The organism is Flavobacterium sp. KH_035 (assembly GCF_057839565.1).
Map to the genome: position 1 here is coordinate 3,448,419 of NZ_CM174492.1, position 26,755 is coordinate 3,475,173.

Consider the following 26,755-nt stretch of genomic DNA (forward strand, 5'->3'; position numbering starts at 1 on the left):
CAAGATGTGATAATTTATAGTGCTGAAGTGTTATATTTTGAGGATGAAGTGTTCTTTTAAGATGCAAAGGCTCAAAGGGGCAAAGGTTCAAAGGCTTTGAGGTTTTAATAGTATCGTGTTTCATTTCGACGTAAGGAGAAATCTTCGCGAGAAACTCGATAAAGATTGATGATTTATATTGTGAAGACCTTTATTTCCACTAACTAGGAATAATGGTGCAAAAAAAGCCCGATCGTTAAATCGGGCTTCTGTTTATGATTCACAACTAATAATTCACAATTAATAATTATTATAGTTTGGTCATATTATTTGCCAATGTTTCGATGAATTTACTGATTGGTCCTTTGATCATCATGGCCATCATTGCATTAAATTCGCCTTCAAAGAATAATTGAACTGCACTTTCTGAGTCAGAAACGCTGTCAATATTTGAAGTTAGGGTAAACGGAAGTTTGTCACTAGCAGCTCCCAAAACAATTTTGCTTGGTGCTGTTTTTTCTTTCATTTTAAGTTTTATTTCCGGCATGCCTTTTAATCCAAAAATAAAAGCATCTTCACCGATTACTTCGAACTTAGCGATATTATCGGGCATTAATTTTTCAAAATTCTTTACATCAGTCAATAAATCAAATAAATCCTGAGCTGATTTCTGAACTGTAACTTTTGGACTTTCTAAGTTCATATATTATTTTTTTTGTTTTTTATTTTAACCGCAAAGGGCGCGAGGTTTTTTGTATTTCTTTTGCTTTATAAACGCAAAGTTCGCAAAGCTGGATTTAAAATTCAATTCAAAAAAGAGCAAAGCTATTTTTAGAAAATCTAAAATCTGCAATCTAAAATTACTCCTCCTCCTGTCCCCAGGTTGATGGACTCACGTTCCATTCTTGTAAAGTAGACTGTTGTTCTTCGCTAATGTATTGTTTTTGAACTGCTAAATCCAATAGGTTATCGTAATTGCTTAAGGTATACAAATCGATATTGGCATTTTTAAAGTTTTCTTCGGCGACATTAAAACCATAAGTAAAAATGGCAGCCATTCCTTTAATATTAGCTCCTTCGTTACGTAAAGCTTCTACTGCCATCAAACTGCTGTTTCCGGTGCTGATTAAATCTTCAACAACTACAACATTTTGACCTTTTTGTAAAAAACCTTCTACCTGATTTTGTCTTCCGTGTTTTTTAGCTTCAGGACGCACATATACGAATGGAAGTCCAAGGCTTTCGGCAACAAGAATTCCAACACCAATGGCACCTGTGGCAACACCGGCAATGACATCTGGTTTCCCAAATTGTTTTTCTATATTTTTCGCAAACTCATCACGAACGTAATTTCGGATGCTTGGAAATGAAAGAATTAACCTATTATCACAATAAATAGGCGATTTCCAACCTGAAGCCCATGTAAAAGGATTTTCGGGATTCAATTTAATTGCATTTATTTGCAAAAGCAATTCGGCTGTTTTTTCGGCAGTATCTTTATTAAAAATCATAGTACAAATGTATAAAGTTTTTGTGAACGACAAACCACTTTTTTTGACAAATGAAATCTCAAGAGAGACTAATTTTCAATTATTCTTGTTAGAGAGCATTGATATCGAACAGCTTATAGTGAAAATCTTTCAAAATAAAATTCAAAAGGCTTATTTATATCATCCTGATGAGAAGGAGATTATGAAGACTTTAAAGGCTAAAATTCCTGTAAACAAAGCAGGAGGAGGTTTAGTGTACAATAAAAAACGCGAAGTTTTATTCATCTTCAGAAATGGAAAATGGGACTTGCCAAAAGGCGGAATCGAGAAAGGAGAAGAAATTGAAGCTACAGCGATGCGTGAAGTTGAAGAAGAGACCGGGGTGAACCAACTTCGTATTACAAACAAACTCCAAAAAACGTATCACGTTTTCAAACGTAATGGGAAATACAAACTCAAAATCACACATTGGTTTGAAATGCACACTGATTTTGAAGGAACTCCACAAGGTCAGCTGGAAGAGGGAATAGAAAAAGTTGCCTGGTTAAATCCGGAACAGATTAAAGAAGCCTTAAAAAACTCTTATGAAAACATCAAATTGTTGTTTGAAGAAGAGAATCAATTGAAACAATAAGATTAAGAATCTAACCGATTGGGTATAATTAATAAAAGAATTATTTAACACATAGAAACATAGATTTTAGTAGCAAAAGAGGAAATGAAAAAAGAAATATATTTCTTTCGCATAGAAAAGTATGTGTATTTAAATGAAGTGAAACGCCTTTTTTGTAGATGCAGAACCTATGTAACTATGTGTTAAAATGAATTACACCAACGGTCAAAAAATCTAAATTTTTTATATTTCAAAAAGCTAGTGGCGCTATGTTCACTGGCTTTTTTGTTTTAGTTCTGCGATTTGTTTAAAGAACAGATTTATTTATGTTTAACTAATATATAATGTTTTAAAATCGTAAGTAATGACCAGTGAAAAAATCTTTAAACGGAATTAAATTTTAATTTGTATTTTCGTTTATTGTAAGATTAATCAACTAACCACATATTTTATGTCATTTCAAGCGTATTTAAAAACAATTAAAGAAAAGACTGGTAATGGTCCGGCCGAATTTAGAGCTTTAGCAGAACAAAAAGCATTTACACAAGAGGGGAAACTCAAACCTGAAGTAAAAGCCGGAGATATTGTAAACTGGCTTAAGGCAGATTATGAATTAGGACAGGGACATGCAATGGCTATTTATGCATTGCTAAAAGGAATAAAAGACGAGAATAGCCAGTAGAAAGGTTTTTTGAATTTTAGTCAAAATAAGAAAGTTTTGCTCGTGAAAATGTTTGAATTGTAAGTAAGGATTCTAAACTTATCCACGAGCAGTACTTTAAGTTTTTTTACTTAAACTGATCAAAAGCGGCATCAATCAGGTGTTCAATTTCTAAGAAGCTATTTGATAGTTGTACTATTTCTTCCTGAAGGTTTTCTAAGTTAAGTTTTAACCAGCCTTCCATCAAGGTTAAGGGGCCGTGATTTGTTGTTACATTGGGCCATCTGTCTTCATACGTTTTAAAAGATTTTCTAAATACTTCGGCAAATTTTCGGCTCTCTATAGTGTAAACTTTGAATTTTCTAAGTTTTAAAGCGTGGATGTTATACATTAATCTTTGTTTCTCAATGTCTGAATCACTAATCCAAACGGAAAAGAAAATTCTTGATTCGGAAGTTAAGGCTTCGTCAGGATTAGTAGACCAGGATTTCTTATACAGTTTTATAAAAACAGAATCTAAGTAAATTCCAACAGCAACTTCAATTGATTTTTCGCTTAGAATTTTTTGATCGAGACGATCCGCTGCTTCTTGAAACTTTTCAAGATAAAAAGTGGTATTCATTTTGGTTTTGGTTTAAATTGGTTTAATGGTTTGGTTATAGCTTTAACAAATATAAATTAACTTATTGAAAATCTTTGTAGTTTTTAGGTCGGTGTAAATCAAAAAAAAACATTTTTTAACTTTTAATTTAGTTCGTAGTGCGTTGTACTACGCTTATGCTTTTAGGCTTTCAGCCTATTTTCTATGCCTTTTGCTATTGAAAGGGTTTTAGAAATAGCTTAATGTGAAGTCTATGTTTTTAAGTTTTCAGCCTATTTTTGGTGCCTTTTGCTCTGAAAGAGCCCTAGCAAAAGCTTAGTGCGAAGCACTAAGAATGAATGATTATGATTGTTGTTTAAGCCCTGAAAGGGCGAAAGCCTACTCGCGAAGAAAAGGTTTGTCATATACTATGAGGGCATTTATTACGGAAGTTAATTATTCTTCTTTTGAAAATAATTTGCATCTGTTTGTTTTTGACCTTTTAGGGCGGGATTCTCTTTTTATCTAGTTTGTAGTGCGTTGCACTGCGTTGTTGCTTTTTTGGGCTTTCAAACCGTTTTTTTTAGTTTCGGATATTTAGATTTTTGCACTATGCATAATTTTTTTATTTTAACTATTTCATGTCCCAAAAATCGTACTTTTGTTTGATATCCAAATCAATAGTAAAAATCATCTAAACTGTATCATACGTAGCAAAATATGTTTTTTACATTATTGATTGTAATGATCGTTAATATTATCTTTGAATTATGAGTACACTTGCAAAACCAAACCATATAGGACGAAAAATTAGCAGAATTCGCGAACTTAGAGACATGAAGCAGGAAGCGTTGGCACAGGCTTTAGGAACCAACCAACAGGCAATTTCAATTTTGGAAAATAGTGAAACTATAGATGATGAGAAACTTGCTCCAATTGCAAAAGCTTTAGGAGTAAGTGTTGAAGCGCTTAAGAATTTTTCAGACGAAGCCGCAATTAATTATTTTAATAGCTTCACAGATAATAGTGCCGGAACTTTTAACAACCATTGTACTTTTAATCCACTGGATAAATTAATGGAATCAGTAGAAGAAAATAAAAAACTTTACGAGCGTTTGGTTCAGGCTGAAAAAGAGAAAGTTGAGTTTTTAGAAAAGATATTGAAGGATAAATAGTTTTATCTTTTCATAATTTAAAAGCCTAATAAATTTATGTTTATTAGGCTTTTTTTAGTGCTTTTGGTTTTATGTTTTTGCGAGCGTGAACTCAAAGCTTTATGATCTTAGTATTTTTACAAAACACTTAAAATAAAAAAAAACTTAGCGTTCTTTGCGATTAAATATTACAGTATTCGATAAACAGGATACTGTAAATGTGCCTTTTCATAATAGGCCGAATGTTTATAAATCCAATCCAATTGCGCTTCTGGATTTTTAGCAAACTCAGGATCAGTTTGTTTTTTGCTTTCTAATTCGGCTTTTAAAGTTGGGTTTTCTTTTAATAGTTTTGCGGCTGTGTCTTCAAAAATATATCCGGAATAATGTTCTTTTTGCTGTAAAATGGTGTCGAAGAAATTCCAGTTAAAGAAAGAATCAACACCTTCAGGTTCAAAAGCTTCAACTAAGTATTTTACACCTTTTTGATTGGTTGGAACAAGGTAATCTCCTTTGGCGAAAGCCATTTTAACAATTTTAGAAGTTACAGTCGTATTTCGGTGCAAATAATGTCCTTCGTAAGCATTTGAAACAGTTTTGAAATTGGCAATTTTATAACTTTCAACTTCAATGATAGTGTCGTTTTTAAGGGGTGTAAACGAGATATTATTGTTCTTCAGTAGGTCAATTATATTCCAATAACCACGCGGAATGATATAACCAAAAGGAATAACAACGTCTTTTACCGATTTGAATTCTTTGATATAAGGAACGTCTTTTTTATACGGTTTGCTTCGATCGTAGTACAATCTGTTTCCTGTTGTAGCTTCGCTTTTTTTATAACCGGCTTCGTAACCTGAAAATAAAAACGTAGTGGCTTTTGTACTGTCTAGTTCCCATTTTAAAGTATAGGTTTTCTTAGGCTGGTATTGCTCGAGGTTTTTTACGCGAAGTTCTTTGATTTTTTGGTAATTAGCATCGGTATAATCCAAAGTCGATTTGGTGTATTCGTAAGTCATTTTTACACGTTCGGCATATTTTTTCAGCATATGTGTTTCGACTACAAATCCGATAGTATTGAACAACGAAGTATAACCCGTAGTATATCTCGGACTGTCGACAAACTGCCCAAAACCTTTATCGGGAGTGTCTTTAAAAGAATCTACGTAAGGCGTTGTTTCGATTTTTTTTTGCTGTAGGTCTTTGACTAGAGCGGGCATCATTTCGGTATTCATAAAGTCACCCAGAATCGTTCCTAATTTGTTGTGCTGTGTCATGATGTAAGTGAGTTTGTACTGATAATCGGAACCGTTGCTTACATGATTATCAATAAAAACATCAGGGTTTATCTTTTGAAAAATTTCAACAAAACTCTTTGTATTTCGGGTATCTGATTTCATTAAGTCCCGATTCAGGTCGTAGTTGCGGGCATTTCCTCTAAAGCCATAAATTTCAGGTCCATCCTGATTGGCTCTTGTGGTTGAATTTCGATTCAATGCACCTCCGATATTATAAACCGGAATACAAACCAGAACGGTGTTTTTAGGAGCTTTAAGCTTTCCTGTTGCCAAGTCTCTGTAGAATTGCATGGTTGCATCGATTCCGTCAGGTTCTCCGGCGTGTATTCCGTTATTGATAAAAAGTACCGCTTTGTTCTTTTGGATTTTCTCAAAATCAAATTCCTTTTCGGAATTGTAAGTGATCATGTGTAACGGTTCGCCCGAATCTGTCAATCCCATTTCTTTCACCTGAATGGTTGGGAAATCTTGAGCCAGCATTTTATAATAAGCAATGGTTTCCTGATACGAAGCGGACTGATTTCCGTTTCCTTTTTCAAAGTAGGTGTCGTATTTTTTATTGTTTTGAGCGAAAAGGGTTAACGAGAAAAGTGAAATGATAAGGGTAAAAAGTTTCATGGTTTGGTTTTTAAAGCAAGAATCAAATATAATTAAATTTAGTTTCAGGTTTCACGTTTCAAGTTTTAGGTTTTGAATGAGGGTAAAAAGATTAACCGCAAGGCACGCTAAGTTTTTTACTATCTGGGATTTTACGAAAACGCTAGGTTCGCAAAGCTTTGTGACAGACTTAGCGAACTTTGTGTAAACCTTTGCATCTTTGCGGTAAAGTCTGCGCAAAGTTTAATCGCATTTCTACCTGAAACCTGAAACTTGAAACAAACAAAACTCACAACAACTTAGCAAGCTCGATTATGCCGTCTTCGATTTGTTTTTCGGTTAAGGAAGCATAGCCAAGTCTGAATCCGGAGATAGGTTGGTCAAAACTATATTTTTCTGGAGTCATTATTTTTATTCCCTTTAGCAGCAGTTTATCGGCAATTTCAAAAATGTTGACTGCAGAATTTGGAATTATCCAAAAAGCGAGGCCGCCTTCAGGTTTTGTAAAAGTGGTTTTGTCTTTTAGGTATTTGTTGCATATTGTCTCAAAATAATCACGTTTTGCCTTGTAGATTAGGGTAGTTCTTTTGAGATGTCTTTTTATTTCGCCTTCGTTTATGAGTTGTAAAACGGCTTCTTCCATAATGTTATCACCTTGCACGTCAATCATTTTTCGGTGTCTGCCTACTTTTAGAATGGTTTCCCGATCAGTTACCAGATAACCAATTCGGAGTGCAGGTGCTACAATTTTACTTAAGGTTCCAATGTGCACCGTGTTTTTAGCGTTACTGTAACTTGACATAGGGAGGACCGGGCGTTGTCCAAAATGAAATTCATTGTCATAATCGTCTTCAATAATCGTAAAACCGTATTGGTTAGATAATTCGATGAGTTTTAATCTACGCTTTAAACTTAGGGTTACTGTTGTTGGAAATTGATGATGTGGTGTTACATATATTGCTTTTATAGTATTGAATTGCTTCAAATAGGCTTCAACCTCATCGATCAATAGGCCATCTTTGTCAACATTTACAGGAAGCAGTTTAGCACCACTGTTTTTAAATGTCTCCCAGGCGGGCTGATACCCCGGATTTTCGACCATTACATAATCATCTTTAGAGAGTAAATGGTTGGCGGTTAAATACATTGCCATCTGACTTCCGCGTGTAATACAAATTTCATCGGGAGTGATATTCATGCCTCTTTTAAAATTAAGCATCTGAACAATTGCTTTTCTAAATTCTAAATTTCCATATTCGGTGCTGTATCCCATGATTTGCCAGCGTGACTTTCGGTTGAAAATCTGTCTGTAGGCTCTGGCGAGTTCATTCATTGGAGCAATTCGGCTGTCGGGGATTCCATCATCAAAAACAATTAGCGGCTGTGTTTCTTCTTCTGTATAACTTGGTTTTTGGTTCTGATTGGTGCTTTCGGTAGCTATTGGCAGAATATCAGCTACAAAAGTTCCTTTTCTTTCTAGTGTAATCAGCCAGCCTTCGGCAATTAAAACATCTAAAGCTTCAATTACAGTGTTTCGGTTGACTTTTAACAATCCCGCGAGCTGACGGCTTCCGGGCAGTGCATTTCCGCTATTGAGCATTCCGGTTTTGATTGCTTCAATTATGGCATCGGCGATTTGAAGATAAATTGCTTTTGCTGCATTTGTGTTTAGTTGAATTTCTAATTGCCAAGGTCTTAACATCTGGACTATTTATTTATGATAAAACTGTATCAGTTGAGTAGTCCAAAGTTAGAATAATTTTGTGGAGCAATAATGCAAAAAATAATAATTATTAGACTTATGGAAACTAAAAAGCAATTTTTATCAAAAGACTTTCACCAAACCTTTGCCAGACCCACTTTTGTGATGCCTGAAAAATTAATCCACAAAAATGTAGAACAGGCCGGAGTTCACGATCAATTTTCTACGGAGCGAAAACATCCCGTTTTCTTCGTGGATCTTCCCAGTAAGAATGTAAGTATGACGATTGGAGGTTTATTGCCGGACCAATTGACAAACAGACACCGTCATACTTATGAAACGGTTATTTATGTAATTGAAGGGCATGGATATACTGAAATTGAAGATACAAAAGTAGAATGGAAGGCAGGTGATGCTGTCTATATTCCGAGTTGGGCTTGGCACAGACATCAGAATTTAAGCAGTGAAGCATCGGCGAAGTACATCGCTTGTGAGAATGCACCTCAGCTTCAGAATTTGGGTGTTGCATTAAGAGAGGAAGAAGGAAGAGATCTTTAATTAAAACAGAAACAAAATGAAAAACGACCTATTTAAAGGTATTATTGCTTATCCAATTACACCATTCGATAAAAACGAAAAAGTTGATATCAGCTTGTATAAAAAATTACTGGAACGTTTAATTGTTTCCGGTTGTCATGCGGTTGCTCCACTGGGAAGCACTGGAGTAATGCCTTATTTGTCAGACGAAGAGAAAGAAGCAATTACTGTCGCAACAATCGAGCAGGTTAACGGCAGAGTTCCAGTTTTGGTTGGGGTGTCTAACCTAACAACAGAGAAAACAATTTATCACGCTAAATTTGCTGAGAAAGCTGGTGCAGCTGCGGTAATGATTATTCCGATGAGTTACTGGAAACTTACAGATGATGAAATTGTGCAGCATTTTGATGTTGTTGCCAAGCAAATTTCGATTCCGATAATGGCTTACAATAATCCTGCAACCGGAGGAGTAGATATGTCACCTGCTTTGTTAAAAAGACTTCTTGAGATTGCCAATGTCACGATGATTAAAGAAAGTACCGGAGACGTTCAGAGAATGCATTATTTAAAGCGGGAATTGGGTGATGGTGTTGCATTCTTTAATGGCTCAAATCCTCTGGCACTGGCTGCATTTTCTGCAGGAGCAACTGGTTGGTGTACGGCTGCACCCAACTTAATTCCGAAACTGAATCTGGAATTGTATGATGCAATTCAGAAAAATGATTTGCAGGCGGCTCAAAAAGCATTTTATAAGCAAGTGAATCTTTTGAAGTTTATTGTGAACAAAGGTTTGCCGAGAGCAATTAAAGCAGGTTTGGAAATTCATGGAATTGAAGGAGGTTTTTTAAGAAGCCCATTAAAACCTTTAACTGAAAGCGAAATCGCAGAGTTTAAATTGATTTTGAAAGAAGTAGAAGAGTAATGTATTGAGGTTTTTACCGCAAAGTACGCTAAGATTTTTTTTACTTTAGAAAGGGTTGACAAGCGCAAGGAACGCAAAGCTTTGCGTTCCTTGCGCTTTTATAAAAACATACTTTACAAAACTTAGCGTACTTTGCGGTTAAATTGTCAAATAGTTGAGATCTGAAACCTGAAACAAACAAAAACTGAAACAAAAAACTATTTTGATTACTTTTGCAAAATGAATAAAAAACACCATTCCAATAACATACTTTTGAATTTAGGAATTGAGAGCCTAAATGAAATGCAAGAGGTAGCACAAGATGCTATTTTGAACGATAATAATGTTTTACTTCTTTCTCCAACAGGATCAGGAAAAACATTAGCCTTTTTATTGCCGGTTCTAGAATTATTACAACCTGAAATTCTTTCGGTTCAATGTTTGATTTTAGTGCCATCGCGTGAATTAGGTTTGCAGATTGAGCAGGTTTGGAAAAAAATGGGAACCCAATACAAAGTAAATATTTGCTACGGAGGTCACTCTATTGATACTGAAATCAAGAATTTAAGCAACCCGCCAGCAGTTCTTATTGGAACTCCGGGAAGAATTGCCGATCACATTGACAGGGATACTTTTCGCACAGATAAAATTCAGACTTTGATTCTGGACGAATTTGATAAGTCCTTGCAACTGGGTTTTCATGAGCAAATGTCTTATATCATTGGGAAGTTAACGAAATTGAACAAACGTGTTTTAGTTTCAGCGACTTCTGATATTGAGATTCCGAGATACACAAGAGTGGTGAATCCAACTGTTTTGGATTTTATTCCGGAAGAGGAAGAAAAAACGAATCTTTCGATGAAAATGGTGGTTTCGCCTGCCAAGGATAAACTGGAAAGTTTATTCAATTTGATTTGTTCGCTGAAATCGCAGTCGGCTATTATTTTCTGTAACCACCGTGATGCCGCAGAGCGTATCAGCGATACGTTAAACGAAAAAGGAATTTACGCGACCTATTATCATGGCGGAATGGATCAGGAAGAGCGTGAACGCGCATTGATTCAGTTCAGAAATGGTAGTATGAGTTATCTGATTACTACTGATCTGGCTGCTCGCGGATTGGATATTCCGGAAATGAAGCACGTAATTCATTATCATTTGCCTTTAAAAGAGGATGAATTTACGCATCGTAATGGTCGTACCGCACGTATGCAGGCTTCGGGAACAGCGTATATTATTGTTCATGAAAGTGAAAAAAAACTGGACTATATTGATTATGGAATGAAGGTTTTAAAGGTTGAAAATACTACAACTTTACCAAAACCACCGGAATTTCAAACGATTTATATTAGCGGCGGAAAGAAAACAAAACTAAATAAGATTGATATCGTTGGTTTCTTTTCTCAAAAAGGAAAACTTGAAAAAGGAGATTTGGGCTTGATCGAAGTGAAGGATTTTATATCGTTTGCGGCTGTAAAGTACAACAAGGTAAAAGATCTGCTTAAAAACATTAAAGACGAAAAGATGAAGGGCAAGAAATTCAAAATCGAAGTTGCCCGCAAAGTAGTGAAGAAAGAGGAGGAAAGGTAGTCTTTTTGTTTTCGGTTTTCTCTATTTGATGTTTTTCTCAGATAACTTTTTCAGATACATGAATTCTGACAAAGTTTTGAAGCGCTATTTGTAGTAAAATATCACGTATTACAGCCTGTTTTTAGGTTTTTTTATTCTTAAATTCGGCTGTTTTTTTCGATTGATTTAATGTTTTGTTGTTTTAATTTACTGAATGTTAATGTATTAATTTGTGGTTTAATTGTTCTTTGGTTACGTTAGGACAGGAAGCTAAAATGATTGTTAAAAAATTAAAGGTTTAGGCTTTAATTTATCATAATTTCTGCGTTTCTTGTGCCCGTAAATAATAAACCCCAAATTAATTATGAAAAGAATTATTACGATTGCTATTTTGTTGTTTAGTGTTGTGTCTTTTGCACAAATTAAAGTTATTGAAACTGTACCGGTTGAAAAATTAGGAAAAGTAAATAACAACTACATTCAGAAAATTGGAGATGAGTACACTGTATACTATACAAGTATTCAAAACGATGACGAGTCGTCAAGCTTGAGAAAATTTACATTCAAGAATGTTAATAACGACTACGCAAGTCTTTACAACATTATCATCAATGGTTTTACAGCAAGTCCTTTGTATGATATTAAATTAGAATTACCGAATAACTATATCTGGTTGCACTACACAGGAAGTGTTGTTCCGGAAAAAGCTACGGTTCAGTTTATGGTTTCTTCAAAAGAAGCTGCTTCTGCAACAAGTAGTGTTTCTGAACCATTTGTAAAAGATCAGATTAATAAATTATTCCAAAAATAGGTTTAATTGTAAATCACTAAAAAAGGCTATTCAGGGTTCTGAATAGCCTTTTTTTGTATTGCTTCAGTTTTAGTTTTCAGTCTCGGTCTCAGTTTTCAGTCTTTACTTTATTTTAAAACTGAAACTGCATACTGCGACTGTAAACTGCGACTAAATTTTCTTCACGTATTGGGTGATAATCACGATTTGCTGACCGTCAACTTTTCCTTCAATGTATTCGGCATTTTCATGGTCTAAACGAATGTTACGTACAGCAGTTCCTTGTTTGGCAACCATACTTGATCCTTTTACTTTAAGATCTTTGATTAAAACTACAGAATCTCCATGCTCTAAAATAACACCATTACTATCACGGTGAATGATTTTGTTTTCGTCGTCTTCGCCTTCGCCTGTTGCTTGCGCCCATGCCAGCGTATCTTCGTCTAAATACATCATGTCAAGTAATTCTTGTGGCCAACCTGCGGCGCGCATACGGCTTAACATTCTCCAGGCTACAACTTGTACGGCAACGTTTTCATTCCACATGCTGTCATTAAGACATCTCCAGTGGTTTAAATCAACATTATCCGGATTTTCAATTTGGTCAATACAAGTACTGCATGCCATGATGCTTTCTTCAAGACCGCCTTTTTGAGTTGGTAATACTTGATATGCTTTTAGGTTTTCCTCAGCTCCACAAAGTTCGCATTTAGATCCGCTACGTTTGTTTAATTCTCTTTCGATGCTCATTATTTGGTATTTTATTTAAAAATGCGAAATTACTTATAATTAAGATAAGTAACAAGTTTATGTGTTTGGTGTTATTCTATTTATAAAAAATAATATAATTTTATTTTTGTAGTTCTTGTAAAAGAGAATAATGTGCGGTTTTTAAAGATCTAATTAAATTTCTTTTCTCAGATCCACCGGACATATTCTTATAGAGGCCTACCTTTTTATAAATTTTGTCTCCAATTTTATAATTAATTGTAGACACCATTGTTGCTGATGACAAATTAAAAATCCATGAAATATCGGTTATTTCAGCATCAACATTAATTTCAGAATCATTGATTGTTTGATTTTTAAAATATTTTACTTTTAAATTGATTTTAGTTTCTTGAGCTAATTGTGCTACTGATTCATTGAATGTTTCATTTATGTTTGGTCGTCTTTCAACACCCATGCTGGGACCTGATTTTTTAATGCTTTTTACACTATTTTCATTAATTGAGAATACAATTGTTTTGCCTTTGAAATATTCCTGATTAAGATTGTTTTGTGAAAAATTGCTTTTAGTCGCACAACTAAATAAACTGAATATTAATAAACAGACTACTATTTTTTGGTATTTCATATAATATTTTATTTCTTCACTCTAACCGCATCCGGAACCAACATCTCATATTCTCCGCCATGACGCAGTACGTCACGAACAATACTTGAAGAAATAAATGAAGTACTTGCAGCTGTTAATAGAAATACGGTTTCGATTTTAGACAATTTTCTGTTGGTGTGGGCAATGGCTTTTTCGAATTCAAAATCAGCGGGATTGCGTAAACCTCTTAGGATGAAATTGGCTTTTTGTTTTTTTGCTAAATCTATGGTTAGTCCTTCATAAGTGATAACCGAAACGTTGGGCTCGTCTTTGAAGGTTTCTTCGATGAAACGTTTTCTTTCTTCGAGTGAAAACATATACTTTTTTTCGGCATTGACACCAATAGCAATTACAATTTCATCAAATAAGGGAATCCCTCTTTTGATAATGTCTTCATGTCCAAGTGTTATGGGATCAAATGATCCGGGGAATATAGCTTTTCGCATATTTTCTAAGGTTCTGAGGCTCTAAGGAGCTAAGTTTCTGAGTTTTTTGTTTCTTCGAAAAAGTTATTTTTTGTTTTCTTTTATCGAAATGCCAATATGGTGTTGCATTTATATTAAAAAAATAAGGTTCTGAGATCTTAGTACCTTAGAATCTCAGAACCTTAGCCTCTTTAAGAAAGTGCTAACTCAATTGCATTGGTGAATAAATCTTCAAGAGATATTCCCGCTGCATGTGCTTGCTGCGGAATCAGACTTTCGGTGGTTAACCCCGGAATGGTGTTCATCTCCAGCATATAAGGTTCGTTGTCTACGATAATGAATTCGCTTCTCGAGAAACCTTTCATTTTTAAGACCTCGTAAGCGCGTTTTGCTACTTCGCTTACTTTTTGTGTTAGTTCGTCTGAAATTCTCGCAGGTGTAATTTCCTGTGATTTTCCTTCGTATTTGGCTTCATAATCAAAGAAATCATTGTCGGATACAATTTCTGTAATTGGTAGAACTTTAATTTCGCCTTGGTAATTGATTACTCCAACAGAAACTTCGGTTCCGTCAAGGAAACTTTCTATGATGATTTCGTTGTCTTCTTTGTAAGCTACTTCAATTGCAATTGGAAGCTCGGCTTCTGTTTTTACTTTTGAGATTCCGAAGCTTGAACCGGCTTTGTTTGGTTTTACGAAACATGGTAAGCCTACTTTTTTTACGATTTCGGCAGTATTAATTACATCACCTTTGTTTAAGTAATACGAAATTGCCGTTTTGATTCCGTATGGTTTTAAAACCGATAATAAATCACGTTTGTTAAAGGTTAATGCCGCCTGATAATAATCGCAAGAAGATTGAGGAATACCTAATAACTCGAAATAAGCCTGCATTAAACCGTCTTCGCCCGGAGTTCCGTGAATGGCGTTGAAAACACAGTCAAAAGTAATTTTTTGATCGTTTACGGTTACTGAGAAGTCGTTTTTATCAATGGTAAATTCGGCGTTGTTTTCGTCTACATAAACCCATTTTTCTTTGAAAATATGAATACGGAATCCGTTGTATTTTGTTTTGTCAAGATATTGATGTACCACGTTTCCGCTAATTAGAGAAATCTTGTATTCGCTTGAATATCCGCCCATGATAATGGCTATGTTTTTCATTTTATGATGTTTATATGTTTAACTGTTTAACTGTTTAACTGTTTAATTGTTTAATTGTTTCAAGTTTCAGGTTTTGGGTTTTCTTTGTCAATTTGATTGGAGCTTCTTTATTACTTAGTGTGACAAATAGTTCCGAAAATGTTTTATGAAACCTAATTTCCTAGCCCTGATGGGAGCGGCATCCTTTTGTGTCCGCGAGAGCGGGAGCAAAAGATACAGCGGACAGCAGGAATTGGCTACTGAAAATTAAAATTCCAAGGAGCTTTGTTTTTAATACGAATGGCAATCGTATGACTTTCTTGTCTAAAACAAAATTATCATTTTTTTTGAAACGAAATAGCTTTATCTTTGCGACTAATAAAAATAAATTTATGAGTTTACGTAAGTATTTAACGAGCCGGGTATTTTTTGTACAAGTATTAAGTGCGGCTGCTATAATTGCCGTTTTAGGTTATTTGTTTATGCATTGGTTGACTTTTACAACTGATCATGGTAATGAAGTTACTGTTCCGAATTTAGCGAAATTGACTGAGGAGCAAGTAGAGTCAAAACTGGATGAACTTGACCTGGATTATGTGCTTTTGGATAGCGTTGATTACCGAAGTGAGTTCCCAAAATACAGTGTTGTTGAGCAGGATCCACTGCCGGGAACGAAAGTAAAAGTGGGAAGAAAAATATATATTAAAATTAATTCATCTGGATTCTCGTCAGTTAGAATTCCTGATTTAATTGAAAAAACGTATCGTGAAGCGGTTCCTACCCTGAAAGCGTTAGGACTTGAAGCAGGTACGATTACTTATATTCCAAACCTTGGAAAAGATATGGTTTTGGAGATGCGTTATAAAGGAAGAAACTTAAAAGTAGGAGATCGCGTATTGAAAGCTTCCAGAATCGACTTGGTTTTAGGAGACGGAAAAGCAACTTATGAAGACGAAGGGCAGGCTGTAGACAGTGTAGCTGCGCCAACTACTGAAACCCCAAAAGATGAGCAATAATATTGAAAATTTAGATCTGGAAGACGAATTATTCGAACATTTTAGATTTGATGTCCCTAAAGGTCAGGCGCTTTTGCGTATTGACAAATATTTAATGAATTTGATTCAGAATGCAACCCGAAATAAAATTCAGAATGCCGCTACTGAAGGAAACATTTTTGTAAATGATATTCCGGTAAAATCAAATTATAAAGTTAAACCGTTTGATGTTGTGACAGTGATGTTATCTCATCCTCCATTTGAAAACCATATTCTTCCGGAAGACATTCCGCTGAATATTGTGTATGAAGATGATGCTTTGTTATTAATTAACAAAGAGCCGGGAATGGTAGTGCATCCGGGGCACGGAAATTATACAGGAACTCTTGTAAATGCACTGGCACATCATTTTGACAATTTGCCAATGAACAGCAGCGAACGACCAGGTTTGGTACACCGAATTGATAAGGATACGTCCGGACTTTTAGTGGTGGCAAAAACGGAAGCCTCAATGACGCATTTGGCGAAACAATTCGAAGCTAAAACATCAGAACGTGAGTACATAGCTCTTGTCTGGGGAAATGTTGTCGAAGAAGCGGGAACGATTGAAGGAAATCTTGCGAGACATCTGAAAGACCGTATGCAGATGGCTGTCTTTGCAGATCCTGAAATTGGTAAACCTGCCATTACACATTATAAAGTATTGGAACGATTTGGTTATGTGACTTTAATTTCCTGTAAACTGGAGACCGGAAGAACGCACCAGATTCGTGCTCATATGAAACATATCGGACATCCGTTGTTTAATGACGAACGTTACGGAGGTCATTTGATTTTAAAAGGAACCACGTTTACGAAATACAAACAGTTTATCGAAAATTGTTTTAAAGCATTACCACGACAGGCGTTGCATGCAAAAACACTTGGATTTGTACATCCTGTAACTGGCGAAATGATGCGTTTTGATACAGAACTACCTCAGGATTTTCAGGATTGTATTGAGAAATGGCGCAATTATGTGAAGTCGCATAATGTAGAGGAAGAAGAAAATTAATTGGATAATGTGTCAATTTAAAAATTAGATAATTTGTTATAGAAAAAAAGCTCCTGATGGAGCTTTTTTTTATGGATTTGTTTTAATCGTTAAATCGGTTATTTTGGCTTGTCCATTGGTTATGAAACCTAGTTGGCCATTTTGACTTAGGTCGCTTTTTTCAATGGAACATTCTAAGAAAGTTTGATTATTGACGGCAAAGTACAACTGATTGTTTGAAACTCTGATTTTCACTGCGTACCATTTGTTGTTTTCCAATTGCATTGGTTTTTTAAATAGGGTTGGTCCGCCACGTTTGGAGTATTCATCACTATTTTTACTGTAAACGCCCCTTCCAATCACGATATTCTGATCTATCGTATACAAGTAGGTTCGAATGTAATTTTCCTGATCAATATGAAGCATTATTTCAAATAAAGATTCTTTGACGATGTTTACTTTAAAGTCGATTTCGTAATTTTTCGGAAGCTTCTTTTTTGACTCGATTACTCCCCAGTGCATTGGTCCTCCGCTTCCAGTTAAAGTGTCGTTTTTGAGGAACCATTCATTTGAATTAAAATTCCAATCGGATTTTAGAGTAGCTGTTTTTGCTATTTGGTATTCTCTCTTTACAGTTGATAGGGTACCCGAGCAGGAAATTAGCAAGAATAAGAATGCCGGAAATGCAATATATTTAATTTTCATTTTGTCTTTTAGTTTAGCTCTGAGTGGTATTTGATTTTACCAATGGATCCCGTTGGAGTTGGTAAGAGCTCAAATACTGAGGTAGGAGCGAGGCCATTTTCTATGCGATGTGATACATAAAGAATGCTAACATTTGTTTCTTGTTTGATGGTGTTTATCAATTGAATAACCAAATCGACATTTTCATCGTCCAGACCTTCTACAGGTTCATCCAGAATCAATAATGGAGGATGTTTTAAAACGGCACGAACAATTAGCGCAACTCTTTGCTGACCAATGGAAAGGTCTATAAAACGTTTTTTTCGTAAATGAGTCATTTCAATTACTTCAAGCCATTGTGTTACAGTTTGTTTTTGCAAAGTAGTAGGTTCAATATACAATCCGATAGAATCGAAGAATCCAGAAAGAATCATTTCTTCTAAGGTGTGTCCTTTTTGAAATAAGTCGGTCATTGAGGTGGTGAAAATCCCAATTTGTTTTTTGATATCCCAGACACTTTCGCCACTTCCTTTTTTTCTTCCGAACAAATACAAATCCTGACCAAAACCTTGTGGATTATCACCCGTGATTAAAGATAAGAGGGTGCTTTTTCCTGAACCATTCGGACCAACGAGCTGCCAGAATTCACCTTGTTTGATGGTCCATGAGATGTTGTCAACAATTTTACGATCTTCATAACTTACAGAAACCATATCCATTTTGATTAATATACTTTCGTGAAAGGAATGGGATTCAATCGCTTTAGGAATTGACGCTGTATTTAAAGTTTTAAAATGATTTTCATTCTTTGAAATCGAATGTAATTCAAACGAGTTGTCTTTAATCAGTGCTTTATTCGGAACAAAATCAAGAACATCAGCGACACGATTGACCAATTGAATTATAGCAATGTTGTCAGTTAATTTTTGAAGCGATTTTGCTAAAGCTGCGCGCGAAGCCTGATCTAAATGATCGAAGGGATTATCGAAAATAATAAAATCAGGGTTTTGATTGATGCAGTATTTTAGAAATTCTTTTTTGCGCTCGCCGGATGAAAATGTTCTCAGTTGCCTGTGTGATTCGGGAGCGGCTTCAACAGTATCGTACTGGTATTCTTTTTCAATGAATTTTTCAATGGCAATGTCTGAGAACAAAATGCCTTTTTGATTGTTAAAAGTGGTTAAATCTCCTTTGGCTTCACCTAAAAGCAAAGTGTCTATAAACGCCTTTTTATTGACCTGATTCGATAAAAGGATGTCCCAATGCTGCATTTTAAAATATATTTAGTGATGATTTTTTCTATTACTGATTCAAAACGATTAATCATTCTGATCTGTGGCAAAAAAAGTTTATTCTGTTTTTTTAGTAGCCATTTCACGATCGTTGCGCGACCATTCGCTCCAGGAACCGACATATAGTTTAGGAATGGGTATTCCGGCATAGTCCATAGCTAATAAAGTATGACAGGCGGTGACTCCTGAGCCACAATGTACAATTATATTCTCAGGCTTTTTGTCTCCAATGATTCGGAAATATTTCTCATGTAAAAATTGAGGAGATTGAAAAAAACCGTCAGTGTCTAAATTTTCGGTAAACGAAACATTAATGGCACCCGGAATATGTCCGGCAATTAAATCCAGCGGTTCTGTTAAGCCGTCAAACCGATTCTTGTCTCTTACGTCGATTACAATATTTTGGTCGTTATTTCGGGCCTTTTCAACTTCTTCGATAGCAGCGGTATGGAGCATCCATTTAGAAACCGGATATTTAGCAGTGGCTTCAAAAGTCTCCGTTGTTGAACTTATTGGGTAACCGCTTGCTATGGCTGCGGGTAAACCTCCATTTAAAACCTGAACTTTTTCGTGACCGATTGCACTTAGCATCCACCAAAAACGTGCAGCAGCGTTTGATCCGTTTTTATCATCATAAATTATGATATGCTTTTCAGGAGAAATTCCATTTTTAGAAAGTACTTCTGAGAATTTTTCTAAAGAGGGCAAAGGATGTCTTCCGCCATTAGCCGGATCGGTTTCTACTGTCGCAAGATCTTTGTTCAAATCAATATACCGTGCTCCTTTCAGGTGTTCGTTGCGGTAGTTTTGTTCTGCATTTACTCCTGCTCTGGCATCAATGAGAATAATTTCAGACGAATTATAGTGTTGTAATAGCTCCTCAGGATTTATTATCGGGGAAAATTTAGCTGTCATCTTAAAAAAAGTTTGTTTTTTAGAATTCTCATTACAAAAGCAGGACATTTAGTCAGCGAAGGCCTGTGTATAAAAAATTAAAAAAGTATTGTTTGTTTTATCATATCGTAAGCAATCCCAATTGCTATAAACAGAACTTGTAGCAATGCAAAGTGTATGGGCTAAGTTTGTTTTTGAAACTTTTTTCGAAAAACATCCCTTATTTAATATAAAATCTTCGTCTTTTGATATATCAGTAATTTTAAGATTTGGGTATTCTAAATAAGATGCTGTACTTTTTTCAAGATAGTCTTGATTGTAAATAAAAAAATCAAGGGCAAACTGATAATCAAAAGTTCCAAAAGAAGAGCTGCCGCAATCTCCGTCTTTTATACCATTTACAACTTTTATATCTTGAAATATCAAAGCGTATTTAGAAGTAGTTGCGTTATAGACTACAATAGATATTTTGACCTTTTTTTTGTCATAAACGATAAAAGCAAAGTCGTTGTCATTTTCCTGAAACAGATTTCCTTTTGCTACAGAAAGTAATTCATAATCCAGATTTTTCTTAAAAAAAGATTGTTGTTCCCCGGTTAGTTTTTGAAGTAGTTTGGTATGAATGTCTAAAAAAACATTTTTTTCTGAAAGTTTTTTTAAACTTTCTTTATGATTCATTATCTGATCTACAGCTTTAGGATTATCATAGATAGAAATTTGATAATTTACAGCATCTGGCTTACTGTTTTTAGCTACAATTTTTTCGGTTGGTATTTCTTTTGTTGTTTTGGTTATGGTAGTATCCTGTTGTTTTGAGTTACAGGCAAATAAAAGGATAAAAATGAATGAAGGTAATATTTTTTTCACAGTTAAATAGGTTAGAGTTGGGTAAATAAACAGTTGTTATTTACCCTTATTGATTGGATTGATAAAAAGTTAGCCCGGGATTTTTTCGATCAGAATTTCGTTACCAGCTTTGTCAAAATAAGTACAGGTCATTTCTATAATATCAACTCTCCATTTTGCTATTCCGCATTGGGCAGCGTGATTGCAAAAAGTAAGATAGTCGGTTTGACCATCCTGATGCATTACTAAAAACTCAATAAAACGTTCTTTATTAGGAAAGGATTCTACTTTTATTTCGTCATATTTTTCATCAGACGTTACATTGTAATTGTTTACACCAAAGTATTCAACGTGTCCGTCATGCACAAAAGTGTCGTAACCTTTTACCCCCAGAATGATTAGATCCTGAATGTAATTTGGGAAGTCAGCACCGCTCTGTACTTTGGCGTGTGCTTCTTTGATTTGTTCTATTGTAAACATATATTTTAGTTTTAAATGTTGTGAAATTAAAAAGAATAATTATAATAAATTTTTAGGTATTTCCCGAGTTGTATACTAAGTAATCTTTGTTTTCTTTTTTGAAGACTTAAAAAAAAGGGGGTAACAACTGGTTTGGTTATTTTGGGTTATTGATTCAAAAATACAATTTAAGAATTTAAAATTGAATTGAAAATGTAATAAATAATAGAAGAACAGGAGACAGAATTTTCATATGTTTTTGAAATATTGCATTTTAACGAGTATTTTATCACTTCATAGGTTTTCTTTTTTAACGTATCATTTTGTCAGTAATTTAGTAAAAGAATGTTGCTCCTAAATTTGACATCATGAAAAGAATACTACTTTTGTTTCTGATTACTTCTCCTGTATTTGCACAGGAAATGAACACATTTGATTTTGCGGTCATAAATTCGACTGTTATCTCACCAAATATTGATCTGGACAAGGGGCGAAGTGTGGTTTCAGCCAACAAAGATCAGTATTCTGCTTATTTTCAGTACGCGCTTACCCTGTGTGAAGATGATATTATTTTTGGAGCGGGTGTTAATAAAACGGAATCAGACCGGACCTACACTGGTTATATTGGTAAGATGTGTGATAAGTTTCGTGCAACGATCTCTGTGGGTTATGTAGAATCCCGAAGCGGATATGACGGAACCTATACAGGCTTTAGTGTATCCTGGCATTTTAGTGAGAATACTTTCGTTGGAGGAAGTCTGGCAAATTTACATTCCTCCAGTATGAATAATGGCACCGATGAGGGGTTTGATTATTATAACAAACTGGCTCCTAAAATTTTTGGAAGCTATGAGATTATTCCCAACCTCATTGTTTTTGGACAGTTAAACAGCAGGGTTAATGATATTGCCTTAAAGTATCAGAATGCTCGTTTCTCGGCAGGAGGATTTTATTCCGGTCATGGAGAAGAAGGCATTTTCGGAACTGTAAATGTGGGACGTTTTGCGATTTCCTGTAGTACTACTTTTGATAAAGTAAATTTTGGACTGAAGTTTCAATAAATAAACTCGGAATTGCAATATAGAATGATTAGGAGAGTAAACTACCTTTTCAGTGTTACTACCTGTTGTGGGTAAGGAATGTCAATTCCGGCTTCATCAAAACGTTTTTTTATGCTTTGGAGTAAATCGCAATACAGGACGAAACCGTCTGTAGAGTTTTTTGTCCATGCCCATGCCTTTAGGGTTACGCTTGAATCTGCCAGTGCTACTACGCGGGCAACAACCAGAGGTGTTTTTTGCTTTTTGTTTTCAGCGGTTCGGGTATCGATAAAAAAAGGATGTTTAGCAATTTCTTCCTGCATGATTTCTAAGGCTTTTTCGATATCAGATTGATAACCAATACCCACTTCGATAATTTTACAACATTTGGTGTCGTGCATGTTGGTATTTACAATAATCTGATTGCTAATAACTGAATTTGGAATTATGATTCGGTTGTTTTCGGCATCTTTTAAAACGACTTGTCTCAGATTGATATCTTCGACTGTGCCCACAAAATTGTTGATGGTGATTTTATCGTTGATGCGAAAAGGTTTAAAAATAACCAAAAAGATTCCACTCACAATATTGCTTAAAGCCTGTTGAGAGGCCAAACCGGCAACAATAGAGATTACTCCGGCTCCGGCCAGAACAGAATGACCAATTATTTTAAATTCGGGAATTTGTATTAAGGCAAAGGCAAATCCTAAAATATAAATTATAGTAATGATTAGGTGTTTCAAAAACTTAAATCCTGTAGCGTCATAATCTTTATCGGCCTGTTTTCGATACAGTACATAACGAAGTACTTTGTCGGTAATTGCACTAAGGATTATAGTGGTAATCGCTATAATGGCAATAAAAACGCCTATTCTGAAGTCTTTTAAATAATCAATCATAGCTCTTAAGTTTGAAAAAAATCCAAAAAACGACTTTTGTTAGAATATGCTTTTTGGATTTTTGTAATTTATAACCAATAGGATTTCGTTTTAAAGACCAACAAAGTCATCACTTTTTGGGAAGATGCTCAAGGCTTGAATAGCGATTTCGGGAGTTGGAGAAGCTAATTTACGAAGTTTAGTATCCATCCAGGCACCATCAACTGTGATAACGGCACAAAGCGTATCGTCTTCTCTTCTAAATTCATGAATGATTGACCAGCGTGAGGCATCAGCTTTCATTTTTGAAGTTTTGGTATGAATGAAGATCTTATCAGAAAGTTTTAACTCTTTTCTGAAAATACATTCTTCTCTAAACAAAACAGGTCCAAACCCCTGTGTTTGCATTACTCTTAAAGTTAAACCCAGCTCTTCAAGGATTTCAATACGATGCTGTGCGCCAAAATCGTAATAAGCACTGTGACGAACGTGAAAATTAGGGTCAAGATCTGACCAGCGAAAAGAGATTTCTTTAATAAATGAAGCCATTTTGTAATTGTATTTTAATTGAATGAGATTGATAGAAGAAGGTTAATTTCCTTAGAAAATCAATCTTTTTTAGAAAATCGAAATTACGAATAAAAAACCAAACGATTTGTGGTAAAGAAGAACTATTGCTATTAAAAACCGAACTGTTTTAATTTAATTTCGATTCTTCAATCGTAGAGATTGTAATGTCATCTTCTTTTAAAGATTTAAGAAAATCTGCGGCATCAAATACTTCTCCAATGGTAGTGACTCCTGTTTTTTTTGCTTTTCCGGACAGTATTCTGTTAACTGTTTCTACAACAAGCGGCGCGGTAACGGCATAAATGTCCTGACCCTGAGCGATAATTGTTCTTTTGATGTTTTCTTTTGTTGCTGTAACTTCCAGACAAAAATGTTGCGACGATCTGTTTTTGTGATCGGTTGGTTTTGGTTCTGGTGTGGTAGTATTTCGAAGATCGTCCAGTGAATTTTGACTTAGATAGGTATTGATTGTACTGACTTTTAAATGACGCGAAATGGTGATGATTTCTGAAAGGGGTAATGCGACAACTTCTTTAATTCCAATAGGATTCTTAAAGTCCCATTCTAAAGACGCACCGGGTTGAAGGTCTTGCAGAAGACCGTCTTTTAAGGTTAATCTGGTATAATGATTTCGGTCTCCTGTTAGTCTTGTTCCTTTTGTAGGATGCCAGGAATCCAAACCGATGTAGAGGTTTATTTCGTCAATCTGATTCCAGTCCTGAGTGATTGCAGTACTTAATAAGTCACCTAATCCGCCATAAAAAGCAGCGGCAGGAATGACCAGAATATCGGCCAGTTTTGCCGGGTTAGAAAATTGTTCGAATATATCCAATACCGATTTTTGTTCGGCAGTCAGGTCAATATAATGAATGCCTAATCGCAAGGCCGATTGAATAATGGGATCGGCAGTGTCTAAAAAAGGACCGGCGCAGTTGATGACTATTTTTGCTTGGGCAAATGCAGTGTCAAGTGATTCCGGATCATGGATGTCAGCCGCTTTCAGAATGGTTTCCGGGTAGTCCTGATTTAAAAGAGTCAGTTTCTCCAGGTCTCTCCCGGAAAGAATAAGGGAGTAGCCCTGCCTGTAAAGTTCTGCAACAATAAATTTTCCAGTATGCCCGTAAGCGCCATAAATGGCTATGGTATTTTTCATAAGTTGAAATTTTATATATATTCGTTTAAGGAGCTGATAATTAGTTTAAACGAATATAATTAAAATTTCTGATGCAACTTATTTTTCTTCCTGAACGCCTAATTTTTTAACGATCCACGGAAGTGTAAGCCCTTGCCCGACTATGGTTAAAAGTACCACAGCAACAGAAATGAATAGTATTGCATTTCGCTCTGGAAAAGGAGTTCCGTCTTCCAAAAATTTAGGTAACCCCAGGGCTATGGCCAGAGAAACTATACCACGCATTCCGGACCAGCTGATTATAAAACTGTTTTTGGAATCTAACAAGGCATGTTCGCTAATTTTTCGTCTTTTTCGGTCATTTTTCTGAAAGGCTTTCTGCAGATTAATTTTTTGAAAAAAGACCCTTACCATTCGGGTTAATAATGCAACGATAGTTATGATAGCGGCATAACCAATGTAAGGTAAAATCATATTGTCGTCGATATCTTTTAGGATGTATCGAAAATTAAGTCCGATTAGGATGAAAATCAATCCGTTTAAGATAAAAATAATGACATCCCAGAGACTTTTAGAATTGTTTCTGAGACTCTCCGGGAATATTTTCTTACTGAAACGGGCAATAGCCAGACCTAAAAATACGACTGCTATAACTCCTGAAACATGTAAATGTTCTGCAACTAAATAAGTAACAAATGGCATCAGGAGCATAAAACTTACGGTGACATTTGTGTTTTTACGGACTTTGGTCAAAATGAAAGCTAGAATTTTGCCCATAACAAAACCCACTAAAAAACCTCCTCCTAATAAGATTACAAATTGAAGTGTTGCTTTCCATATGATAAATGCAGAACCCATAGCTGTTGCAACTGCAAACCGATAAGCAACCAGTGCCGAGGCATCATTAATTAGGCTTTCTCCTTCGAGTATGGTGATTGTTTTTTCGGGTATTCCGAGGCCTTTAGTTATGTTTACGGCAGCGACCGCATCAGTAGCCGAAAGTATTGCTCCTAGTACAAAAGACAGTGGCCAGGTCATGCCGGGAATCATATAATGTGAGACTACAGCGATCCAAAAGGTAGTGAGAAAAACCAATGGTATCGCTAAAGTACTTATTGTGCTAAGATTTGTTCTGAAATGCTTCGGAGAGATGTTAAATGAAGCATCGTACAATAAAGGTGGTAAAAAAATCAGAAAGATAATCTCAGGATTAATTTCGATCTCAGTCATTGACGGAATGAAACCAATAGCAACTCCAACGATAACCAATAAGATAGGATAGGGGAGTTTTACTTTATCAGCAAATGCAGAAAGTCCTATAACAATGGTGAGAATAAAGATGATGATGGTATAGTTTTCCATTCGTATAATTTAGAATAAAGACTGATGTGATTTATTTTTCTTTTTTTGGTGCTTCTTGGGCCATTTCTCTTAAGGTAATCCAGCCTGTAGGACTGGTTTTGTCCTGAATATAAACGACCATTGAACGGCCTCTGCTTATTATTGAAGCTCCTCCATTTTTGGGAGTTGTTTTAAAACCAAAAACAACAGTTTCTATAGCGGTTTGGTCATTAAAAATAGTGCTTTCAACAGTATTTTCTATAAATTCTACTTTCGAGTTTTGAAACCACTCCTGTAATCCCTTTTTTAAGTTTTCTCTTCCAATAACAACATTATTTCCGCCAAAGTATTTTTCAATATTCGGGCTATGTAATTTTACAATTAATTCTACATCTCCTTTTTCAAATGCATTTCGTATTATCAAAGTAGCACTATCTAATGATTTTTTAAGTTGAGCTGTATCGTTTGTGTTTTGTGAAAACAGGTAAGGAGAGATAATTAAAAAACAGATAAATGGCAGTATTGTTCTCATAATTATAATGAATTAATGTATTTCAAATATATTATAATTTAATTAAAGAAGTAAATATTATGACGAATTGATGTTGATAATGACATGTAAAGTACTGATATGCCACGATTGTCAGGTTTTAAAAATGTCATCTTGTCAGATGATTATTGTCGTGCCAATATTAAAACTGACAATTTACTTTAGTTTTTTATATTGGCACAAAGATTGACTTATGCCACCTGAGTTATAAAATGTATATCAAAA

Annotated in this window: 29 protein-coding genes; 10 read left to right on the forward strand and 19 right to left on the reverse strand. The window is 35.1% G+C overall.

Features of this window, described 5'->3' with window-relative positions; translation table 11 throughout:
• Positions 1–289: 289 nt before the first annotated feature.
• Together AC3IS6_RS14175 and pyrE are read right to left on the reverse strand one after the other, a co-directional pair.
• Positions 290–682, reverse strand: a complete 393-nt coding sequence (locus AC3IS6_RS14175) for an SRPBCC family protein (RefSeq protein WP_173966805.1) — start codon at positions 680–682, stop codon at positions 290–292.
• A 157-nt stretch (positions 683–839) separates the two neighbouring features.
• On the reverse strand, positions 840–1,490 hold the full coding sequence (pyrE, locus tag AC3IS6_RS14180) for an orotate phosphoribosyltransferase (RefSeq protein WP_489160252.1): 651 nt from the start codon (positions 1,488–1,490) through the stop codon (positions 840–842).
• Between the two features lie 7 nt (positions 1,491–1,497).
• Here pyrE and AC3IS6_RS14185 point away from each other — a divergent pair, with 7 nt between their 5' ends.
• Positions 1,498–2,103 (forward strand): NUDIX hydrolase, encoded by a 606-nt coding sequence (locus AC3IS6_RS14185; protein WP_489160254.1) that lies wholly within the window; start codon positions 1,498–1,500, stop codon positions 2,101–2,103.
• 430 nt (positions 2,104–2,533) lie between these two features.
• Positions 2,534–2,764 (forward strand): DUF4287 domain-containing protein, encoded by a 231-nt coding sequence (locus AC3IS6_RS14190; RefSeq protein WP_264523566.1) that lies wholly within the window; start codon positions 2,534–2,536, stop codon positions 2,762–2,764.
• Positions 2,765–2,870: 106 nt separating this feature from the next.
• On the opposite strand, the gene AC3IS6_RS14195 is transcribed toward AC3IS6_RS14190, so the two are convergent.
• On the reverse strand, positions 2,871–3,365 hold the full coding sequence (locus tag AC3IS6_RS14195) for a hypothetical protein (protein WP_489160256.1): 495 nt from the start codon (positions 3,363–3,365) through the stop codon (positions 2,871–2,873).
• Between the two features lie 728 nt (positions 3,366–4,093).
• Here AC3IS6_RS14195 and AC3IS6_RS14200 point away from each other — a divergent pair.
• Positions 4,094–4,498 (forward strand): helix-turn-helix domain-containing protein, encoded by a 405-nt coding sequence (locus AC3IS6_RS14200; RefSeq protein ID WP_489160258.1) that lies wholly within the window; start codon positions 4,094–4,096, stop codon positions 4,496–4,498.
• A gap of 167 nt (positions 4,499–4,665) precedes the next feature.
• On the opposite strand, the gene AC3IS6_RS14205 is transcribed toward AC3IS6_RS14200, so the two are convergent.
• Both AC3IS6_RS14205 and pdxR read right to left on the reverse strand, forming a co-directional pair.
• A complete protein-coding gene (locus tag AC3IS6_RS14205) occupies positions 4,666–6,393 on the reverse strand; it encodes a M14 family metallopeptidase (protein WP_489160260.1) in 1,728 nt (575 codons plus the stop codon).
• 268 nt (positions 6,394–6,661) lie between these two features.
• Positions 6,662–8,074, reverse strand: a complete 1,413-nt coding sequence (pdxR, locus tag AC3IS6_RS14210; protein WP_489160261.1) for a MocR-like pyridoxine biosynthesis transcription factor PdxR — start codon at positions 8,072–8,074, stop codon at positions 6,662–6,664.
• A 99-nt stretch (positions 8,075–8,173) separates the two neighbouring features.
• On the opposite strand from pdxR, the gene AC3IS6_RS14215 reads away from it, so the two are divergent.
• The 4 genes from AC3IS6_RS14215 (at position 8,174) to AC3IS6_RS14230 (ending at position 11,892) form a co-directional block, all read left to right on the forward strand.
• A complete protein-coding gene (locus AC3IS6_RS14215) occupies positions 8,174–8,632 on the forward strand; it encodes a cupin domain-containing protein (RefSeq protein ID WP_489160263.1) in 459 nt (152 codons plus the stop codon).
• Between the two features lie 16 nt (positions 8,633–8,648).
• A complete protein-coding gene (locus tag AC3IS6_RS14220; protein ID WP_489160265.1) occupies positions 8,649–9,533 on the forward strand; it encodes a dihydrodipicolinate synthase family protein in 885 nt (294 codons plus the stop codon).
• Between the two features lie 219 nt (positions 9,534–9,752).
• Entirely contained in the window at positions 9,753–11,102 is a 1,350-nt protein-coding gene (locus AC3IS6_RS14225) for a DEAD/DEAH box helicase (protein ID WP_489160266.1), read from the forward strand.
• Positions 11,103–11,445: 343 nt separating this feature from the next.
• Complete coding sequence (locus AC3IS6_RS14230) at positions 11,446–11,892, forward strand: hypothetical protein (RefSeq protein ID WP_173966817.1); 447 nt, start codon at positions 11,446–11,448, stop codon at positions 11,890–11,892.
• 150 nt (positions 11,893–12,042) lie between these two features.
• Here the strand turns inward: AC3IS6_RS14230 and AC3IS6_RS14235 are convergent, their stop codons facing one another.
• The 4 genes from AC3IS6_RS14235 to AC3IS6_RS14250 form a co-directional block, all read right to left on the reverse strand.
• Positions 12,043–12,621 (reverse strand): PhnA domain-containing protein, encoded by a 579-nt coding sequence (locus AC3IS6_RS14235; RefSeq protein ID WP_489160268.1) that lies wholly within the window; start codon positions 12,619–12,621, stop codon positions 12,043–12,045.
• Positions 12,622–12,721: 100 nt separating this feature from the next.
• Positions 12,722–13,228 (reverse strand): hypothetical protein, encoded by a 507-nt coding sequence (locus AC3IS6_RS14240; protein WP_489160270.1) that lies wholly within the window; start codon positions 13,226–13,228, stop codon positions 12,722–12,724.
• An 8-nt stretch (positions 13,229–13,236) separates the two neighbouring features.
• A complete protein-coding gene (coaD, locus tag AC3IS6_RS14245; RefSeq protein WP_173966820.1) occupies positions 13,237–13,695 on the reverse strand; it encodes a pantetheine-phosphate adenylyltransferase in 459 nt (152 codons plus the stop codon).
• A gap of 170 nt (positions 13,696–13,865) precedes the next feature.
• Positions 13,866–14,837 carry a D-alanine--D-alanine ligase gene (locus tag AC3IS6_RS14250; RefSeq protein WP_489160271.1) on the reverse strand — a complete coding sequence of 324 codons (972 nt, stop codon included), beginning with the start codon at positions 14,835–14,837 and terminating at the stop codon, positions 13,866–13,868.
• A 371-nt stretch (positions 14,838–15,208) separates the two neighbouring features.
• Here AC3IS6_RS14250 and AC3IS6_RS14255 point away from each other — a divergent pair, with 371 nt between their 5' ends.
• Together AC3IS6_RS14255 and AC3IS6_RS14260 are read left to right on the forward strand one after the other, a co-directional pair.
• Complete coding sequence (locus AC3IS6_RS14255; protein ID WP_263360516.1) at positions 15,209–15,832, forward strand: PASTA domain-containing protein; 624 nt, start codon at positions 15,209–15,211, stop codon at positions 15,830–15,832.
• Positions 15,822–16,865 carry an RluA family pseudouridine synthase gene (locus AC3IS6_RS14260; protein WP_489160273.1) on the forward strand — a complete coding sequence of 348 codons (1,044 nt, stop codon included), beginning with the start codon at positions 15,822–15,824 and terminating at the stop codon, positions 16,863–16,865. Before AC3IS6_RS14255 ends, AC3IS6_RS14260 begins: the two co-directional genes overlap by 11 nt.
• 69 nt (positions 16,866–16,934) lie before the next feature.
• On the opposite strand, the gene AC3IS6_RS14265 is transcribed toward AC3IS6_RS14260, so the two are convergent.
• The 5 genes from AC3IS6_RS14265 to AC3IS6_RS14285 all read right to left on the reverse strand — a co-directional run bounded on the left by AC3IS6_RS14265 (position 16,935) and on the right by AC3IS6_RS14285 (position 21,040).
• Positions 16,935–17,549 (reverse strand): hypothetical protein, encoded by a 615-nt coding sequence (locus AC3IS6_RS14265; RefSeq protein WP_489160275.1) that lies wholly within the window; start codon positions 17,547–17,549, stop codon positions 16,935–16,937.
• A gap of 8 nt (positions 17,550–17,557) precedes the next feature.
• Complete coding sequence (locus AC3IS6_RS14270; RefSeq protein WP_489160277.1) at positions 17,558–18,799, reverse strand: ATP-binding cassette domain-containing protein; 1,242 nt, start codon at positions 18,797–18,799, stop codon at positions 17,558–17,560.
• Positions 18,800–18,877: 78 nt separating this feature from the next.
• Entirely contained in the window at positions 18,878–19,735 is an 858-nt protein-coding gene (locus AC3IS6_RS14275; RefSeq protein WP_489160279.1) for a sulfurtransferase, read from the reverse strand.
• A 48-nt stretch (positions 19,736–19,783) separates the two neighbouring features.
• Positions 19,784–20,581, reverse strand: a complete 798-nt coding sequence (locus AC3IS6_RS14280) for a hypothetical protein (protein WP_489160281.1) — start codon at positions 20,579–20,581, stop codon at positions 19,784–19,786.
• A 69-nt stretch (positions 20,582–20,650) separates the two neighbouring features.
• Positions 20,651–21,040, reverse strand: a complete 390-nt coding sequence (locus AC3IS6_RS14285; RefSeq protein WP_489160283.1) for a DUF1398 domain-containing protein — start codon at positions 21,038–21,040, stop codon at positions 20,651–20,653.
• A gap of 347 nt (positions 21,041–21,387) precedes the next feature.
• On the opposite strand from AC3IS6_RS14285, the gene AC3IS6_RS14290 reads away from it, so the two are divergent.
• Positions 21,388–22,080, forward strand: coding sequence for a hypothetical protein (locus AC3IS6_RS14290; RefSeq protein WP_489160285.1), 693 nt, complete (start codon positions 21,388–21,390; stop codon positions 22,078–22,080).
• Between the two features lie 41 nt (positions 22,081–22,121).
• Here the strand turns inward: AC3IS6_RS14290 and AC3IS6_RS14295 are convergent, their stop codons facing one another.
• From AC3IS6_RS14295 to AC3IS6_RS14315, 5 genes are all read right to left on the reverse strand, one after another.
• Positions 22,122–22,958, reverse strand: a complete 837-nt coding sequence (locus AC3IS6_RS14295; protein ID WP_489160287.1) for a mechanosensitive ion channel family protein — start codon at positions 22,956–22,958, stop codon at positions 22,122–22,124.
• Between the two features lie 90 nt (positions 22,959–23,048).
• Positions 23,049–23,486 (reverse strand): acyl-CoA thioesterase, encoded by a 438-nt coding sequence (locus AC3IS6_RS14300; protein WP_291286505.1) that lies wholly within the window; start codon positions 23,484–23,486, stop codon positions 23,049–23,051.
• A 148-nt stretch (positions 23,487–23,634) separates the two neighbouring features.
• Entirely contained in the window at positions 23,635–24,660 is a 1,026-nt protein-coding gene (locus AC3IS6_RS14305) for a saccharopine dehydrogenase family protein (RefSeq protein ID WP_489160289.1), read from the reverse strand.
• 78 nt (positions 24,661–24,738) lie between these two features.
• Positions 24,739–26,001 (reverse strand): Na+/H+ antiporter, encoded by a 1,263-nt coding sequence (locus tag AC3IS6_RS14310; RefSeq protein WP_489160290.1) that lies wholly within the window; start codon positions 25,999–26,001, stop codon positions 24,739–24,741.
• Positions 26,002–26,032: 31 nt separating this feature from the next.
• Positions 26,033–26,512 carry a YybH family protein gene (locus tag AC3IS6_RS14315; protein WP_489160292.1) on the reverse strand — a complete coding sequence of 160 codons (480 nt, stop codon included), beginning with the start codon at positions 26,510–26,512 and terminating at the stop codon, positions 26,033–26,035.
• Between the last annotated feature and the right edge of the window lie 243 nt (positions 26,513–26,755).